An 18,173-nucleotide genomic window follows, 5' to 3' on the forward strand; every position below is an offset into this window, starting at 1 on the left:
CGCAACGGGAGGGTATTCAGTGACTAACCCCGAACAAATCGAACAGGAAGAACCTGGAACCCGGTTCTTGCTTTACCCGCAATCGCCCTTTCTAGAGCCGAATGCCCCGTTGGAATTGGTCGAAATCTCGGCACCACAGGGCAGTATCGGCCCTGGGCCATCGGGGCCGCGAATGTACACGGTCAATCCCGTTGGCAAATCCACACCCTATGGCGCGATCGTTCCGGGACCAGGCGGCCCGGGCATGTACCTGCCACCCTGGGATGGCTATATCCAACCCCCCGCGATGCCGGATGAGTTCGGTAATTTTATCCATATCGACCCGACAGACCCCGCTTTTGAGGCCGCGCATCTGTTTGGCTCTGCGCATTTCACGATGGATGTCTGGCAGGGATATTTTGACCGCCCGATCCCATGGCATTTCGCCCGTGACTTCGACCGTCTTGAACTGTCGCTTCTGCCCAGCCTCGACAACGCTCATATCGGTTGGGGGTTTTTGGAAACCGGGGGTACACACGAACACGGCAACGAATATCGACCCTATAGCCTGAACTTCGATGTCGTCGCGCATGAGATCGGCCACGCCATAATTTACAGCGTGATCGGGATGCCGACAGACGGAGATGCCGCGGGAGAGTATTATGGGTTTCATGAATCCGCCGCTGATCTGGTGGCGCTGCTTGCGTCTTTGCATTTCGGATCGGTGATTGACGCGCTGCTGGAAAACACGCGAGGGAACCTCTACACTTTCAACCGCCTGAGCCGGTTTGCCGAGTTGTCAGACAATGCCCAAATACGCATTGCGGCCAATGATCGCCCGCTTTCGGATTTTGCCGCCGGATGGTCCAGCGAGCATGACCTCTCTGAGCCCTTGACCGGCGCGATGTTCGATGTGTTTGTCGACATTTACCACGAACGGCTGCTGGTACATGGTCTGATCACGGCCGAGGAAGAAGACCTGTCGGATCAGCTTGAAGGCTCGCCTGATTACAGCCGCGTCATGCAGAGCATTTTTGACAAGCGTTATGCCGAAAATCCCGAAGGATTCCGCATTGCACTGCTTGAAGCGCGCGATTTCCTTGGGTCGTATCTGGCAGATGCGTGGGAAAGGCTGGACGCGGACATGCTCAGCTATTTCGGGGTTGAAAAGGCTTTGCTTGCCGTGGATCAAGAGGTCACCGGAGGCGCTTTTCGCCGCATCATCGAAGGCAACTTCCGTATGCGCGATATCGGTCTGACAACGGCAGGCCCGCGCCTGCCCGACCCCGATAAGGACAGTCATTCGAATTCGGTCCGGACGCAAGTACCAGACTGAAACTGAAAAATCTTTATTTTTAAGCGGTTTCATGGCATCTAGTAACGGGATGATTTTTTGGATTTTCTGATCCGGTTTACAACTGGGTCTCATTGAGGGGGGTTCAGTGACCAAACTGCTGAACCCGCAGATGGGAGATGAGTTTATGGCAGAGACATTACTCAGTTTTTCTGAAGTGCTGATTTACGGACGTGAGCTATCAGACTTGATTTACAACCGCGTTCCAAAAGGCGGTAAGGGCGATAACAAACATTTGGATAAGCAGTTTGCGGTTCAGGGTAATGATAAGCCTCGATTTGCAAAGATTTACGGCTTCGCGTTTGAGGGCACTTACTACGATTTGCCTGAGCCCGTGATTTTTATGGTGCATGGCGACGGAGAAGAAGTCGCCAAAACGAATGAACCGCCCAATCACGCCTCTCGAGCGCCGCAAGAGCCCGGCTTGGGCGGCGTGGCAGCAGCGGATTATCAAATGGCCGACGACATCAGGGTCTGGCGGTATGACAAAGCCGACCAGACAATGCGTATGGACGTTATGACGGGTCAGTTCGAGCAAGTCTTGCTGGATATCTACTTCGGTTTCGACAGCCCGGCGATCAGCGGAGCCAAGGTTTCGGGCGCAAAGGTAAGCGGCGCAAAAGTCTCCGGCGCAAAAGTCAGTGGCGCTAAGGTGAGCGGAGCTAAAGTCAGCGGTGCGAAGGCGCGAGGAGGCGATTGAGCCCGGTTTTCATTGCAAAAAAGATGGGCGCGTGAATGACGCGCCCTTTTTTGGGTCATCAGAATCCGGCCTTTTTCAAACCTTCCACGAAATGCTGAGTGTCTTCCTCCAGTCGGTCTGGCAGAACCGAACCCCAACGCTTAAGAGAGAAATTAGGATGCACGGCGCGGTGTTTCTCGGCGATCTGACGGGCCAACTCGGTTTGACCAAGCTGCGCGTAACTGGCAGCCAACATCCGCTGCCCTTCGGTCGGGTTGTTCATTTTGTTGACGGTCTCAATCACGTCTTCATAGCGTCGCAGATTGTAATACGCGCCGCCCAGGTGCCACAGATATTGGTCAGGGAAATAAGGGTTCAGGCGCATCGCCTGCTGGATATGCGTGATCGCCGTTTCGTTGTCTCCGGAATGCGCCAAAGCATCAGCAAAGTCCGAATGCATGTCCGCGTCATTCGGGTTCAACGCCAGTGCCCTCCGGTAAGACTGTATCGCGGCGTCATGTTCCTTGCGGTAAAGATGCACATAGCCCAATTCTCCAAAACCACGTGCATCGGTTGGATCGAGTTCGATCGCGCGTTGTGCAAAGGTCAAGGCTTGGTTTAGGGCGTCCGAGGGGTCCTCAGTCCATGAATAGCGCCAATCGATGTTCAGCGTGCGTGACAGAGCGGCAGCAGCGCGCGCATAACCTTCATCTCGTTCAAGCGCGTTTTTGTAGAAATCCTGCGCCTTTCGGTTATCGTTTCTTGTGTATTTGAAAATGTGGTGTTGACCCTGAAGGACAGAGCCATACGCCTCAAGGTCGGATGGCGCCGACTGGATCATCCGTTGCTTTTCATGTGACTCGATCATCACCGCAGTTGCGGCAACTATGCATTCCGTCACCTCGTCCAAAATATCAAAGATATCGTCAATCTTACGGTCAAACCGTTCGCCCCAGATCGTCCGCTCAGTGCTGGCATCGACCAGTTCTGCGGTGATTCGAATGCGGCTGGCCGAACGGCGCACGCTACCGCGCGCGACATAGCGCACATTCAGCTTTTGCGCGGCCTCTTTCGGAGGCATAGCCTGTGTTTTAAAGAAAAAAGATGAGTTCCGAGCGATCACGAACAGATTGCGGAACTTGGACAGGTTCATGATGATGTCGTCGGTCAGACCTTCGGCGATCCAGCTGTCTGTTTCGTCCCCGCCGTGGCTGGCAAATGGCAATACAGCGACCGAAGGTGCATCCGGGCGTTCAAGAATATCGCCGGGCATACCGGGCCGCATGGTTCCCGCCATGGTGGCCCCGGCGACTTCGCTGCGGACACAATAGGTCGATACAGGCGCAAGAATGTTCTTGAGCTGTTTTGGCCCCAGGAACTCATAGCCATAGCGCAACCTGTTGCAGACCTGGTCGTAGACGGCAGAACTGACATATACCCGTTCAGGTTCGGCAATTTCCTGTAGGCGGGCGGCGATATTTACATTGTCGCCATGAATGCCTCGATCGTCGATCAGAATTTCGCCCAGATGGACGCCTGCACGAAACTTGATTCGCTGGGTTTCGGGGAGCGTCTGGTTGTGCTGGCTGGCGATGCGGTGCAGCTCAATCCCGAATTCAACGGCGCTGGTGGCGGTTTCGAACAGGGCTAAGATGCCATCTCCGCGCACCTCAATCACCCGGCCCTGGAAACGAGCACAGCTTTGTTCGAGTTTTGAAATCAATGATTTCAGCGCGTTATATGTATCCAACTCATTTTCGCTCATCAGGCGCGAATATCCTACGACGTCGGCAAATAGGACTGCGCCCAGTTTCTGCGTCATGGAAGAGTTTGGACTCGTGGTGTTCACATTCATAACTCGCCTCAGGGGGTGCAATTGAACCCTACGATAATTTGTATCAAAAAGTGCTTTTGCATTCTGAGAGCAAAATCACACCCCAATATCCGCATTTGATAATGTCAAACTTGTTTAGTCAAACTTATCAACCTGTGGTGGCCAAGACCAGAGCGGGCACCCGTATGACCCGAATGTTACTACCGTGTCCGATTTAAGCTCTTTAGCCAGGGTCAAGCGCCGGGCCATCCAGTCTTGCCTTAGAAGACCAACCACGACCATATCGTGAAATGTTCCGTCTGAATACCACGCCTGACGCAAGACCCCTTCAACCTGGCATCCCATGCGCTCTACGAGGTCGCGACTGATCGTGTTGTCCTGCCTGTAATAAGAGGTCAGCCGGTTCAGACCAAGCTGGCGAAACGCAAAGTCTCCAAGCAGTGCCGTGGCCCTGATCCCAAGACCCAACCGTCGCGCTGATTTCGCGACAAACATCGCAATTACAGCGTCACGGTTGATCGGAGAAATGGCCTCAAGCCCGCTCATTCCCAGAATTTCACCGCTTTCGGACTGAACGACGAACCAACATTTGCCACTGTTGCCAGAGGGATTGAAAGCATCACGCCAAGCGTCCTCGGTCTGCGCCAGGTTGAGCGGAACCCTTGATGTTCTGTCAAATCGGCCAAGATCCTCAATATCTTGAAACCAAGGAGAGATAACCTCTAAATCGGCCTTTTCTAGCGGGCGCATCCTGAATACGCGATCAGACTGGTCTTCCACCGGGTCAACTACCTTAAATGAAAATCTGAAAATATACACTATTTTAGACATTAGCACAGATAGGAATAAAACACGAAATGAGAAAACCAAAATGCTTAAGACAGAGACTCCGATAAGTGGAAGGTGGCTGACCTGGCTTTGTAAACAATCCTATCAACCATGAATGGAATAATGGTCAGCCGTGTAAGGTTCAGGACTCATAGTCAATAGATGACGGTTGCCGCGGCTCAGACCCGGTATGACCAAGGAATCGGTTCTTCCGCTGGTTAAGAGTTTCATCGCCTCAAGGACGCCTTCTTTGGGTTTACCACCACTGTCCTTTATGCAGCCGAGTGGAGACATTTCGACGCGATGGCCGGATTGTTCCGAGATATTCCGGGATCAGACGTGCAGGTTGTTGTTTCAGGCAAGCCCGCGGTTCAAATCGTTGGTGCAAACACCCGAGGACCGGCGGAACTCAGTGCCGTTCGATATTTCCATACCCTTGGCGTCGTCACGCGGCCAACGAAGGATGGCTACGATGGGGCCAAAACTCTGATCCATCATCAGCACGCTGTTATGCCGCACCTTGTCGACGACGATGGGTGGACGAGGCGCAGGTTACCGGCCCTGAAGGCACGTTTTCCGCACAGCTCGGCAGCATCGCCATGATTCATGCAGTCCAACTGGGCCTCGGTGTCCTTCGGATCACCGAACCTATCGGCCACAGTCTTTTCCAAAACCATCGGAAAGAATTTATTCACCATCCTGTTTTGCACGAGACTGCGTTTGATGAACGGTCATATCTTGGTCAATTGGCAAGATAATGCAGGAAAAAAAGCCTACGCTTGATTAGGGCAACTGGGCTGGCGTAATTTTGTGCTGGACTCAGTCAAAATAGGAACAAGATACTACAGTTGCTGCGTCTTATCTGTTTTGGGGATGTGTGCGTTTGTTTATCCTGCTCAGCCCGAGTGCTAATTTCGCATCCGGCGGGGAATTCGTGTCGATGCTTTCATAAGGACCTCGGTATCTGGGGTCATATTGGCGGAGGGTCTCTGTCTGCAATGCAAAAAACAAGATGCTCAGCCCGCCGGGTTCGGTCCCAAACATCCTTGTCCAGAATGCGAAATATTGCTTCGGTTTTACCAAAACGCGCTTGTCCGGTGCTGATTTCAATCAGATATGCCCCGTTTCACCCCGGCAATGAACGAACCGCAATCACAACTGTGACCAGGCGACTCAGTTGCAGGGGCAATAGGTTGAGCGATGCGCGTTTTTGATGTTGCATTGATAGGCGCAGGACCGGCGGGGTACGCCGCGCTGACCGCGTTACGGAGCTTCTCAGGGTCGGTGGCTGTCATAACCGGCGCGACGCCGGACCCGCTAAAGGGCGGCCCTGCAAAAGTAGTTTCAGTGGCTTTTGAGCGGCAAAAACCGGCCTGTTTGGCGGATCGCTTGCCGGTATCCGGTGATGCACCGCCCATGTATGCCGCCGCCGAGGTGGGTGGTCTAGCTAACTACTGGGGCAAGCAGTTGCAAGTTTACGGCAGCGACGACCCATGGGGCCAGAGCCTGTTCCTGAAAACCTGGAAAGCTTACAAAGCTGCGTGCGATGCAGTTCAGGCGGATCTCGAGGTTATAGGTGGTACGCAACAAAAAAGCCTGGATAGCGACTTTGAAGCCAGCGCCCCTCGCCTGCTGGTTGGAACCAAGGATGCGCCGGACAGTCAGCTAAACGCCATGGCGCTGGCCATCGAAAAGCGCCTGCAAGAGATCACGAGTGTCGAAGTTCTGTCCGGCCGCGTGCAGCAGATCGAAGCTGAACAAGATTACCTGCGCCTCGACCTTGGCGGAGGCACCCAGGTGCGTGCACGACGCGTGTTTCTGGCAGCGGGTGTCCTGGGAACAGCCGCCGCCTTGGCCCGCAGCATCCCAGAGGTGTCAGAGATCGGATTTCGCGATCACGCTCCGTACACCATAAACTGCTTCCGGCTCGACCGTATTCTTGGGCCGACGTACAGCTATGCAAACAACGGGAACTTCAATGCTCTGACCGTAACGATGAAGAACGGCGGGCGCTGCGATCTGTTCGCCTCGGTCTATGCGGTTTCGCAGGCCCCGATCAGTTTGCTGACGACAAATTTCGGGCTGGGTCCACACTTCCGCGGGCGGCGGATTGGCCGGATATTCGACTTTGTGCAACCGATCCGTCTGTGGACTCCGAAAACCCAGGTACAGTTCCGACACTGCCCCAAGGCCAGCCAAACCAAGGCCACCCCAACACTGGACAGCGAACCGGACCCAACCCTTCAGCAGTTTCTGGATTGGCTCATCGCACATGGGGTTCGCCTCAAACTGGGACAAACGGCACCGGGCCAGGGTTTTCACTACCACAGGCTGACGCTGGGTGCCGATCACAGCGGCGTTGACGATGTCGTCGAGTCCGCCTTTAGCGGACGGCTGCGCGTTATCGACGCCTCGTGCCTGCAGACGATTGGCTGCCCACCCCATACTTTGACCGCAATGGCTCAGGCCTATGCCCGCGTTCGGCACGATCTGGATCGTCCTAACCATCACTAAGGAAGTCCGGCTCTGGGTATGGACTTGCCTGACCTTGATCCAAACCCCATTCCTTCGCATGATCTATTTATGGGTTCCAAGGTAGAAGACTGGCTGAAAGAACAGGGGTTGGAGCAATATGTGGACGCATTTGCCCGCAACGACATCGACGCGCGTGTGCTGCCCCTTCTGACCAATGATGATCTGCGTGAAATCGGTGTATCGCTGGGGCACCGAAAAATCCTATTGGCCGCGTTGCAGGGATTTGATGTCGATACGCCCTCGCCTACCGAGCCTGACAGTACGTCCGTACGCCCAGTGACGCAGCACTCGACGGTTGCCGAACGTCGCCATCTGACCGTTCTGTTCGCCGATTTGGTGGGGTCGACCGAATTGACGAACCGACTCGACGCTGAAGACATGCGTGGTCTCTTACAGAGTTATCAAGATGCAGTGGCCGGCGCGGTTACGAGATACGGCGGCTACGTCGCAAAATACCTGGGCGACGGATTATTGGTTTTCTTCGGCTGGCCCCGGGCCTACGAAGATCACGCCATTCGCGCCGTAAAGGCGGCGCTGGATGCGGTAGAGCGGGTAAAGGCCTTGCACACCCCTGATGGCGAACCTCTTTCTGCTCGGGTCGGCATTGCCAGCGGCGATGTTGTCGTGGGTGATACGATCGGCGAGAACACCTATGAAGAAGGGGCGATGACGGGGCCAATCCTGAATCTTGCGGCCCGGATACAAGAAAAAGCGGCGCCAAACACAATTGTTGTTCCGAAAGAAGAAACCGAAGCTGCACTGCACAGCATTTTCAAGTTCTCATCCTTGGGAAGCGTTTCGCTGAAAGGGTTCGACAGCCCCCGTACCCTACTGCAGGTCGTGGCAGAGCGGAGCGCGGAAAGCCGCTTTCGCGCCGTACATCATGATGATGCCAGCAGCACTCTGATCGGGCGGGACTCTGAAAAGGGTATTCTGCACCAGATCTGGCAACGCGCAAAGGGTGGGTTTGGTGAGGTGGTTTTGCTTGCGGGCGAGGCCGGTATCGGCAAGTCACGTCTGACCGAAGAGTTTTTGACGGAACCCGAAATCGAGGCAGAGGCAGACATCATACGGCTGAATTGTTCGCCTTACATGACCAGCAGCCCGTTTCATCCGGTCGCGGAGCGTATTGCGCAGGATGCCGGTGTTGGCCCGGACTACGAGGATGATCAGGTTCTGAACCATGTTCGCGCCATGTTGGAAACCCGACCGGGGATCGAGTTGGAGAATGTGCTGCCAGTGTTTGCAGCACTGGTCGCCCCCGGCAGTGAGTTGGCGCAAGAAGTGCTAAGCCTGTCGCCACAGGAACAGCGGGACATGACAATTCAGACCCTGATCAACGCGGTCAAAGCGCGCTCGGTCTTTCGTCCAGTTATCCTATGTGTCGAAGATGCCCATTGGATTGACCCTTCAACCAGTGCTTTGCTGCATCGGTTTAAGTCTATTTGCGCCGATTTGCCGCTCATGATGCTGATTACGCATCGCCCGGGATGGGATCTGGAACGTGGCGACGGGGATGCCCATGTACAGACGTTGAATTTGCGCCGGTTCGATACGGGTCATGTTGCCAATTTGATCCGAAATATCTTGGGGAAAGAGCCTGACGATCATCTGGTGGACCTAATTGTCGAAAAGACAGACGGTGTACCCCTGTTCGTCGAAGAGCTGACTCGCGCCGTCATGGCCTCGGACGGTCGAGGACAGATCGCTGTGCCCTCCTCACTTAAAGGTGCTTTGATGGCGCGGCTGGACGCCGTTTCATCCGGAGCCAAACAAGTTGCTTTGACCGGGGCCGTCATAGGCCGTGAATTTGAACCTGCATTGCTGCAAGCTGCCATGGGTGCCGATGCGACCACCATGCACGCCGGGTTAGATGAGCTTTGTAAATCCGGGCTGATATTTGAAAGCGGCCACAACAAAGATCATTTTGTTTTTCGCCACGCCCTGATCCGTGATACCGCCTATCAATCGATGCTCAGCAGCACACGTCGTAAACAGCATGCGGCAGTGGCCAACGCATTGACACACCTGCGCGGGGCCGAGATTGCGCGCCGCCCGGAACTTGTTGCGCATCACCTGACGCAGGCCGAAGATTGGGCAGCCGCCTTTCCACGCTGGCAATCTGCCACCGAAATGGCCTTGGCGCGCTCAGCAAGTCACGAAGCGATGGCGAATGCACAAGAGGCCTTGAACGCGGCACAGAAACTGGGGGGAGAGAATTCGATTGAAACGATCCGCGGGCAAATTCTGATCGGGCGAAGCCTGGACAGCGTTGGTCGGCTGCAGGAAGGGATCAGCATTCTCAAAAAGGCATCAGACGCCGCCCGTGCAATCGGAAATGTGAAATTGGCAGCAGATGTGGCCGAATACTTCGCTGATGCTTGTATGATGTCCGGTCAACGGCATAGCGAAGCCATAGATCTTTGTATGGACGCGTTGCAAAACCTGCCCGAACGGGATGAGGTTCGAAAATGCCGGCTTCTAAGTCAACTGGCGCGGGCCTGCATGTTTATAGGTCAGCACGCTGAAGGCGCGCGTTTTGGCGAGCAATCAATGGAATTGGCGGCGCGGCTCGGTGACAACAAGGCCCAGTTTTCTGTCATGATGACGCAATTTGGTGCGCCATTTATCGCACGTCGCGAACATGAGGCACGCAATTGGCGTGAAAACCTTGAAGCCATGCACGCGGTGGCCGAAAAACTGGGCTCGATCGATCAGGGCCGCGATCGAACGCTCAGCTTGTTTGTTGGTGCAGAAATGGCCGACAGGGCGTTGATGGACAATTCGTTGGACTTGCTGACCGAGATTTCTCAAAAGGACAATCACAGGCATCTCTACTGGGTGCAGACCCACGCGCGCGCCATGGTTTCGATCATGGATGGCGAGTTCGAGCAGGCCGAAAAATTCGCAAATGAGGCTGTCCGAATTGGCAAGCAAACGCATGGTAAACATGTCGAGGGTGTTTTTGGGGTTCAGATGTTCACCATCCGCCGCGAACAGAACCGATTGCACGAGGTTGCACCCGTCATCAAGCAACTTATGTCCGACAGCCCAGGCGATCAGGCCTGGAGACCCGGTTTCGGCCTGATTGCGGCTGAACTTGGCTATAAGGAGCCCGCAGAACGTATTCTTAACGAGATTGCAGAGAATGGTTTCACACTGCCACTTGATGCGATGTATTCAACAACACTGTCTTATCTGGCGGATATCTGTGTTGCTGTTGATAACAAGCCACATGCACAGACATTGCGGGATATGCTGTCACCGTTCGAGGATATGACGATAACGGCAGGGGCAACGACTGTGTGCACAGGTTCGGCCGCGCGGCGGCTGGGTAGTCTGTCTGCATTGTTGGGTGATTGGCCAACCGCCGAACATATGTTCACAAAAGCCATTGAGATCGACACCGCAATGGTCTGCCCACCGTGGATTGCGCACAGCAAAGCTGCATTTGCGCGGGCCTTGCGCATGCGGGGTCGCAAGCAGGATCACGAGCAGGCGCTGGGTCTGGAAGCCGACGCATTGGCAACAGCCCAGAAATTAGGTATGGTTTCCCTGAGGTCAAAACTTGAAGGACCGGTGAGTTAGAACCCTGTCTGCATGCTCTGGGGGGTGCATATGCCTAGGTATATTATCGAACGGAATTTCGCTGAACAGCTTGATATCAGCGACGATGACAAGATTCACATCAAAGAAATAAACGATGACACTGGCGTTGAATGGATTTTCTCATTTCTCAGCGCCGATAAACGCAAGACTTACTGCCTCTATGAAGCACCCGATGAAGAAAGCCTGCGACGGGCAGCAGAGCGGCTCAATATACCTGCGGACGTCATCACGCCTGTTGATAAGATCGACCCAGGTATCTTTGCCTGACGCGGTCACTGCGCGGTATCACCGGAAACAGGTGAGCGCTAAGCCTATGCAACCGTAATGAGGCAGCCAGACAAGAAATCTTCCCTATTCACGGAAGGTTTGTATTCATGTTTGATCTGAGAACATTGGATGGCCACTCGGCCACCGTTGATCAGGCCGCGCTGGACTCGTTGGACGCATCGCTTAGGGGATCGGTCTTTTTGCCGGGCAGCCCGGACTATGATGCAGCGCGTGTAACCTGGAACAGTATCGTCGACAGACGCCCTGGTTTTGTTATCCGTGCCCTCGGTGCCAGCGACGTCCAAAAGGCAGTGAATTTCGTGCGTGAGACCGGGCTGATTATGTCTGTTCGGTCCGGTGGCCACCAGATCGCAGGTCACGCTGTTGCGGATGATGCGGTCATGCTTGACCTGTCGCATATGCGGTCGGTGCATGTTGATCCACACGCCAGAACGGCACGCGTGGCGCCTGGTGCTGTACTGGCCGATGTTGACCGCGAAACACAGGCGCATGGCTTGGTGGTGCCGGTTGGGATCAATGGCACCACGGGGATCGCTGGCCTGACCCTTGGCGGGGGATTCGGCTGGACGACTCGCAAATTCGGCATGACCATCGACAATTTGATATCCGCCGAAGTGATCACGGCAGACGGATCCATTGTGACTGCGTCAGACAGCAGCCACCCTGATCTGTTTTGGGCCATTCGCGGTGGGGGCGGTAATTTTGGCGTGGTGACTTCGTTCGAGTTTCAATTACACCCGCTTGGACCCGAGGTCCTATCGGGGCTTGTGGTCCACCCGATTGAGGAAGCGCCCGGCCTGCTGGCGGAATACTCCCGTATAGCCGACACTGCGCCAGACGAACTGACCGTCTGGAGCGTGATGCGAAAAGCCCCTCCTCTCCCCTTTCTGCCCGAAGAATGGCACGGGCGCGAGGTGCTGATTTTTGCGGCGTGCTATGCAGGCCCGATAGCAGATGGTGAAGCGGCCCTTGAAGGATTGCGCAGCCTTGGCGACCCAATTGCGGATGTGATCTCACCCCATGCGTTTGTCGACTGGCAGGCGGCGTTTGACCCGCTGTTGACAGCGGGCGCGCGGAACTATTGGAAAAGCCACGATTTCAGCACCCTGCCCGCCGAGGCGATCTCGGGGCTGCTTGAAGGGATCGCGACCCTGCCAGATCCCGCATCCGAGGTGTTTGTCGCGCATGTGGGCGGTGCAATGGCCCGTGTTGCCGCCGATGCAACAGCGTACCCGGAACGGTCGGCGCATTTCATCATGAATGTTCACACCCGGTGGGAAGACCCTGCAAAGGACGAGGCCTGTGTTACGTGGGCCCGTGCCCTCTATGAACGAATGACTCCGCATGCTAATGGAAGCGCATATGTCAACTTCATGCCGGCGGATGAGGCCGACCACATGTCCGGTGCTTATGGCGCTAACGGCAAGAAACTGGCGCAGATCAAGGGGCAATACGATCCGGATAACTTGTTCAGGATTAATCATAATATCCAGCCCGGCTGAACCGTCTGACTGATGCGTCGCCCAAGCTGGTGTTTTCCAGCACCCCACCCCAGCCTGTCAATGGGTCGATCCGGGTCGCGACGGGTACGGCCCTTATGGGATACTGCTGTCAAACAAGTTGGGAGCCTATATTTTTTAGCGCACTACTGGCGCAGCCGTGCTTTGGTCGTTGACAGCCAGAGGCTTGTAGCTGATCCAATAAATCTTGCATTTTATGAATATCTCCAAAACTTTAGAATACAGCTAAGTGCAAGGATTCTCGCTGCGCTCAAAATTGGACACCAAAGGCACTTAACGTGACTAACGAAAACCGCATGATGATACCGCGCCGCCACGAGTTACGCGGTGTAAGCAGTAAGGGAATTACGTCTTTGGCGCTGGCGTTTTTGTTCAGCATCTTCGTAAACCTTCTGATGCTGACCGGACCATTGTTCATGTTGCAGGTCTATGACCGGGTTCTTAGCTCGCGCGCGGTTGAGACGCTGACGGCGCTGTTTTTGCTTGTCGCACTCCTGTACGCCCTTATGGCAATGCTGGATTTTGCCCGTGGCAGAATCGTGGCCCGATTCGGAGCACGGTTCCAATCGCAACTGGATGAACGTGTGTTCGATGCCACCATGCGTCGATCATTGTTCCCGCAGGTGCGGTCAGCCCCGGCGACAGCACTTCGGGATCTGGAGTCCATTCAGAACCTGTGTTCCTCACCCGTTCTGCTTGCCGTGATGGATATCCCATGGACCCCGGTCTTTCTTGCCGCAATTTTCTTGTTTCATCCGTTGCTTGGTTGGTTGGCCGTCGCAGGTGGAACTTTGTTGATACTGATCGCCCTTTTGAATCAATGGCTGACACACCGAAAGGTGGCCGAGGCGCAAAAGGCTGCAGCGCAGGCCAATGCATTTTCCGAACATGCAAGGCAAGCAGCCGAAGTGGTGCGGTCCCAAGGCATGCAGGGCGATATTACCCAACGCTGGCAACGGCAGCGCATCAGTGCCCTGCGCCAGACCATTTCTGCCAGCGACTGGACCGGCAGTTTTACTTCTTTGACCAAATCGCTACGGCTGTTCCTGCAATCGGCGATGCTGGCTCTTGGTGCGTGGCTGGTGCTGCGCAATGAGCTGACGCCCGGCGCGATGATTGCCGGGTCAATCCTGCTGGGGCGGGCGCTGGCACCGGTTGAACAGGTTATCGGTCAATGGGGAATGGTCGAGCGCGCCCGGATGGCGTGGTTCTCGCTGAACCGTTTTCTGGATGCAACCCCGCCCGAACAGCCGCGCACCAAGCTGCCAGTCCCTGCGGCCAGTCTGACGGCCAAGGGCCTGACGGTTATCCCGCCCGGTGCAGACAAACCGACTTTGCGCAATGTCACGCTGCGCGTTGAACCCGGCAAGGCGCTTGGTGTTATCGGCAAAAGCGGATCGGGTAAATCGACAATGGCCAAGGCTTTGTTAGGTCTGTGGAAGCCAGCGGCTGGAGAAATCCGGTTGGGGGGTGCCACGCTGGATCAATACGACCCCATCGATCTGGGGCAGCATATCGGATACCTGCCCCAAGAGGTTACCCTGTTTAACGGATCAGTGGCTGAAAACATCGCTCGCATGTCGGAAAACCCTGATCCAGAAGCGGTTGTGGCCGCAGCCAAGAAAGCAAACGCACACGAGTTGATCCTGTCCCTTAGCAAAGGCTATGACACGTTTTTGGAGGGCAATGACAGCCAGCTCTCGGGCGGTCAGAAGCAGCGTATCGCGCTGGCCCGGGCCTTATATGGGAACCCGGTTCTGCTGATCCTTGACGAGCCGAACTCGGCCCTTGATGCCGATGGGACCGAAGCGCTGAACGCCGCGATACGTGACCTGAAATCCGCCGGTAAATCTGCTATTATTATGACCCATCGCCCTCAGGCGATCTCGGAATGCGACGACCTTGCAGTTGTCGAAAACGGGCAAGTCGTGAAATCCGGCAGCCGGGATGAAGTATTAGCCGCCATGGTACAAAACGCCGGTGCCATAAAACGGGGCTTCAGCCAGGTGAACAAAAATGCAGGATAGTGCGGCGTTTGATACGCGACCGGTTTGGCGCATAACGGTCCCAGCCATTATAGGATTTGTGGCGCTGGTGATCTTGGTCGGAGGGTTGGGCATCTGGGCTGTACAGACCCGGTTGGCCGGTGCGATCATCTCGCAAGGTGTAATTGAGGTTCAGAGTAACCGACAGGTGGTTGAACACCCTGACGGCGGCGTTGTTGGTGAAATCTATGTGCGCGACGGAGATGCAGTTTCTGATGGTGATTTGCTGGTGCGCCTGGACGACACGTTTTTGTCGTCGGAGAAAACCATCGTTGAAACTCAATTGTTCGAGTTGCTGGCGCGCAGAGCCCGATTGGAGGCAGAACGCGATGGGGTCAAGGCCAAGGCTCTAGCGGACAATCTGGCAGAAATTCAACAGCAGGAGAACGTGGATCCTGACCTGATCGCTGGTCAACAACGTCTTTTTGAAGCCCGATTGGACACCTTGAACCAACAAACGGAACAGCTTGGCAAGCAATTGAATCAAATTGAAAGTGAGATTGAGGGCACCGAGGCGCAACTTGTCTCGCTACGCCGTCAAGTTGACCTGATCCAGAACGAACTCAAGGACCAACAAAGCCTGTTTGACCGCGGCTTGACCCCAGCCAGCCGCGTGTCGGCCTTGCAGCGAGAAGAAGCCAGCCTCACAGGTGAAATCGGGCGCCTTGAAGCTGCAGTTGCGCGTTTGGCGGGCCAGATTGCGGCGACCGAGATCGAAATTGTCGAGCTGACAGCCACCCGCCGCGAGCAGGCCATCACCGCGTTGCGGGACGTTCAGACCCAAATCTCGGAACTGGCCGAGCGCCGCTTGTCTCTTGACGTGCGGCTGTCGCGGCTGGATATTCGCGCGCCGGTCTCGGGCACGGTCTATGGCAGCCAGGTTTTTGCGCTGCAATCCGTAATTCAGCCTGCCGAGCCGATGATGTATGTGGTACCGCAGGACACCCCCTTGCTGGTTGCCGCGCGCGTGGATGCAATCCATGTGGATCAGTTGCACATAGGTCAGCCCGTTTCCCTGCGCTTTCCTGCTTTTAACCAACGCGAAACGCCCGAGATTGATGGCCGGGTCGTCACTGTCTCGGCCGACACTTTTACCGATGATCTAACGGGGCAGACATATTATCGTGCCGAGGTCGCGCCCGAGGAAAATCAGATTGATCGCCTACAAGGCCAGGCCTTGCTGCCGGGCATGCCAGTTGAGACCATGATCAAGACCGACGAAAGAACACCGTTATCGTATCTGGTCAAACCGATGACTGATTACTTCAACCGGGCCTTCCGCGAGTAGTCTTGATCGCGGTTTCACCCGGGTTCCAGATTCCCGAGTAGGATTGAGGTCATGTCCGTGGTCAGGATATTGTCCATAACGGTGACATCAGTTCCGGTTTCATAGCGCACGTTTCTTGCGGTTATGCCTGACAGGTCTGCATCATCGTCCAGAAACACCCATTTCGCATCATATGCCGTCGGCAGTTGAACAACGGTCTGCAGAATCACCAATGCATCCAAGGCCGTGACCCTACCGTCCTGCGTAATGTCAGCTGCAATCAGGTTTTCGGGTGTCGCTGGCCCCCAGGTCGGGTCCAGTCCGACCGAGATTCGCAGAACCTGCAAGGCATCCAACGCCGTGATTTTCGAACTGGCTGTTGAGTAGGTTTTGATCATATCCAATTCACCCTCGAATGTCCCAGAGGGCAGGCCAAGATCAAACCGGCCATCTTCGTCAGCCCGAACGCTGATGGTGCCGCCACCATCTGGGGTGAACCTGATCTCAGCGTCTGACAATCCGGTGTTCCCGGTCTCAGAGTTGATCGTCACGTCACCGAGCACGCCGTTCGAACTGCCCGGGTCCAAACCGCCAAAATCCCCGAAGTCGACAGGTATGTGATCTGGCCCCTCAAAGTCCGCCCCGAATACTTCGGCGCTTGTTAAAGGACCGCCGGATGACGAGTTAAGCAAAACGACTTCGTCATAATATTCGATCCGCGCACCTTTGGCCGTGGCTGTGAACGACAGTTGACTGGGTGAGCGCAGCAGCGGATAGTCGAACATATCCAACCGGTCGACGTCAGCTTCAAACCCGTTGATCGTTGTTGGATCGCTTCCATACGTCATCACGAAAATATCCGCGCCAGCACCCCCGTTCATGGTGGTTGCACCAATGCCAGCGATCAGAATGTCATCTCCTGCGCCACCAAAAAGGGTGGTGTCGAGGAAACTGCCGCTTAGCATATCGTTCTGCGCCGTACCGGTTATCGTGCCAAACCCTTCGCGGACGATACCAAGGTCTGCGATTGAAACGCTAAGCTGCGTCAGCCCTGCATCCTGCTGCGAACTTACAAGAATTTGCAGCTCGTTCCCAACTTGGGCAACGCTCAACGTTTCGACATTTTGCAGTCCGCTATGCACCGTGTCTTCGAAACTGTGCAAATGCACCAGCTGACCCGTGGGCGTCAGTGTGAAAAGGGATACGCCGTCATCTCCGCCACCGGCGACGGCAAACACATGCCCGTCTGCTTCGATGATCGCAAGGTCCTGCACCGACTCAAAACGTGTATGCAGCGAGTCCAGTACGTGGTCCGTGGGAACCAGACGCCCGTCACTGCGAAGCTCCATCACGCTAAGCGAGTTGCTACCCGCCCCCGCCACCACGACCCAAGACCGGTCGTAGGCCTGAACCACTTCGACCGCCGTGGGCATCGTAATACCGAGTGTCGAGATTGCATCACTGTTGTCGACCACTGACATCGCCCCGGTCGTCTGATCAACATTGAAGGTGCTGATCGTGTTACTGGCGGCATCTGCCGCAATTACATAATGATTCGCCCCAGCCCTGAGCACCTGCATCGAATCCGCCAATCCCGAGATTGATGCCGACAAGGTCAAATTGCCATTGGTGCCAACGGTATATGTCGCAAACTGCGCTGTTTTTTCATGTGCAACTGTCAGAACGTCTCCGAACTGAACAAGAGTTGAGATATCTCCGCCACCGGACAGCGAATCTACCTCTGTCAAAGCACCCAACGTTCCGTCGGGGTGCATTTCAAATCCCACCAATCCGGTCGCCAAGCGTACATCCAGTGCAAGCAGATCACGCCCCGCCAGTGATACAGGCACACCGATTTCACCAACCTGAAACGTGATCGTACCGCTGAAATACTCGGTATCCTGCAGCTGCGGCAGAGCACCTTCGACCAGTTTCCAAACCGCAATTCCGCCCCCCGGGCCGGTCACCCCATACAGGTACGTTTCGCCATTAAACGTTTTTAAAGCCGTATCAGCGATACCTGTATCGAGCGCTGCGCTCCCCGTTGCAACCACACCTTCGAACTGAAGCATCATGTTCAATTACTCCACACCACACCTGACACCGACTTAAGGATGATCTGATGCGCCGCGCGAAACCAAAGCTGGATTGTGGAAAAAACGAGAAGTTCGGCTTCAGTTTGTCTCAAATTTTCTACTCGGACCGCATGAGCCTCAGAAGGCAAAGACAGACGAA

At 55.3% G+C, this 18,173-nt stretch carries 13 protein-coding genes; 9 read left to right on the forward strand and 4 right to left on the reverse strand.

Annotation, left to right across the window (positions count from 1 at the left end):
- Positions 1 to 19: 19 nt before the first annotated feature.
- On the forward strand, positions 20 to 1,315 hold the full coding sequence (locus tag AC2FIT_RS05585; protein WP_496827456.1) for a gluzincin family metallopeptidase: 1,296 nt from the start codon (positions 20 to 22) through the stop codon (positions 1,313 to 1,315).
- A gap of 106 nt (positions 1,316 to 1,421) precedes the next feature.
- Positions 1,422 to 2,033, forward strand: a complete 612-nt coding sequence (locus AC2FIT_RS05590; RefSeq protein WP_224890005.1) for a hypothetical protein — start codon at positions 1,422 to 1,424, stop codon at positions 2,031 to 2,033.
- A 58-nt stretch (positions 2,034 to 2,091) separates the two neighbouring features.
- Here AC2FIT_RS05590 and AC2FIT_RS05595 read toward each other — a convergent pair whose 3' ends face one another.
- From AC2FIT_RS05595 to AC2FIT_RS05605, 3 genes are all read right to left on the reverse strand, one after another.
- The gene (locus AC2FIT_RS05595) at positions 2,092 to 3,834 is read right to left on the reverse strand and encodes a tetratricopeptide repeat protein (RefSeq protein WP_496827458.1); all 1,743 of its coding nucleotides are present in this window, start codon (positions 3,832 to 3,834) and stop codon (positions 2,092 to 2,094) included.
- Positions 3,835 to 3,981: 147 nt separating this feature from the next.
- Entirely contained in the window at positions 3,982 to 4,626 is a 645-nt protein-coding gene (locus AC2FIT_RS05600) for a GNAT family N-acetyltransferase (protein WP_496827460.1), read from the reverse strand.
- Between the two features lie 402 nt (positions 4,627 to 5,028).
- The gene (locus AC2FIT_RS05605; RefSeq protein WP_496827462.1) at positions 5,029 to 5,172 is read right to left on the reverse strand and encodes an aldehyde dehydrogenase family protein; all 144 of its coding nucleotides are present in this window, start codon (positions 5,170 to 5,172) and stop codon (positions 5,029 to 5,031) included.
- A gap of 38 nt (positions 5,173 to 5,210) precedes the next feature.
- Here AC2FIT_RS05605 and AC2FIT_RS05610 point away from each other — a divergent pair, with 38 nt between their 5' ends.
- The 7 genes from AC2FIT_RS05610 (at position 5,211) to AC2FIT_RS05640 (ending at position 15,959) form a co-directional block, all read left to right on the forward strand.
- The gene (locus AC2FIT_RS05610; protein WP_496827464.1) at positions 5,211 to 5,432 is read left to right on the forward strand and encodes a hypothetical protein; all 222 of its coding nucleotides are present in this window, start codon (positions 5,211 to 5,213) and stop codon (positions 5,430 to 5,432) included.
- Positions 5,433 to 5,874: 442 nt separating this feature from the next.
- Positions 5,875 to 7,188, forward strand: coding sequence for a hypothetical protein (locus AC2FIT_RS05615; protein ID WP_496827466.1), 1,314 nt, complete (start codon positions 5,875 to 5,877; stop codon positions 7,186 to 7,188).
- Positions 7,189 to 7,206: 18 nt separating this feature from the next.
- Positions 7,207 to 10,797 (forward strand): ATP-binding protein, encoded by a 3,591-nt coding sequence (locus tag AC2FIT_RS05620; RefSeq protein WP_496827468.1) that lies wholly within the window; start codon positions 7,207 to 7,209, stop codon positions 10,795 to 10,797.
- 30 nt (positions 10,798 to 10,827) lie between these two features.
- Entirely contained in the window at positions 10,828 to 11,085 is a 258-nt protein-coding gene (locus AC2FIT_RS05625; RefSeq protein ID WP_068333996.1) for a DUF4242 domain-containing protein, read from the forward strand.
- Between the two features lie 107 nt (positions 11,086 to 11,192).
- Complete coding sequence (locus tag AC2FIT_RS05630; protein ID WP_496827470.1) at positions 11,193 to 12,608, forward strand: FAD-binding oxidoreductase; 1,416 nt, start codon at positions 11,193 to 11,195, stop codon at positions 12,606 to 12,608.
- 314 nt (positions 12,609 to 12,922) lie between these two features.
- Positions 12,923 to 14,653 (forward strand): type I secretion system permease/ATPase, encoded by a 1,731-nt coding sequence (locus AC2FIT_RS05635; protein WP_496827785.1) that lies wholly within the window; start codon positions 12,923 to 12,925, stop codon positions 14,651 to 14,653.
- Positions 14,643 to 15,959 (forward strand): HlyD family type I secretion periplasmic adaptor subunit, encoded by a 1,317-nt coding sequence (locus AC2FIT_RS05640; protein ID WP_496827472.1) that lies wholly within the window; start codon positions 14,643 to 14,645, stop codon positions 15,957 to 15,959. Before AC2FIT_RS05635 ends, AC2FIT_RS05640 begins: the two co-directional genes overlap by 11 nt.
- 14 nt (positions 15,960 to 15,973) lie before the next feature.
- On the opposite strand, the gene AC2FIT_RS05645 is transcribed toward AC2FIT_RS05640, so the two are convergent.
- Entirely contained in the window at positions 15,974 to 18,013 is a 2,040-nt protein-coding gene (locus tag AC2FIT_RS05645) for a dockerin type I domain-containing protein (protein WP_496827474.1), read from the reverse strand.
- Positions 18,014 to 18,173: the final 160 nt, after the last annotated feature.

The organism is Ruegeria sp. YTSA135, from assembly GCF_059610165.1.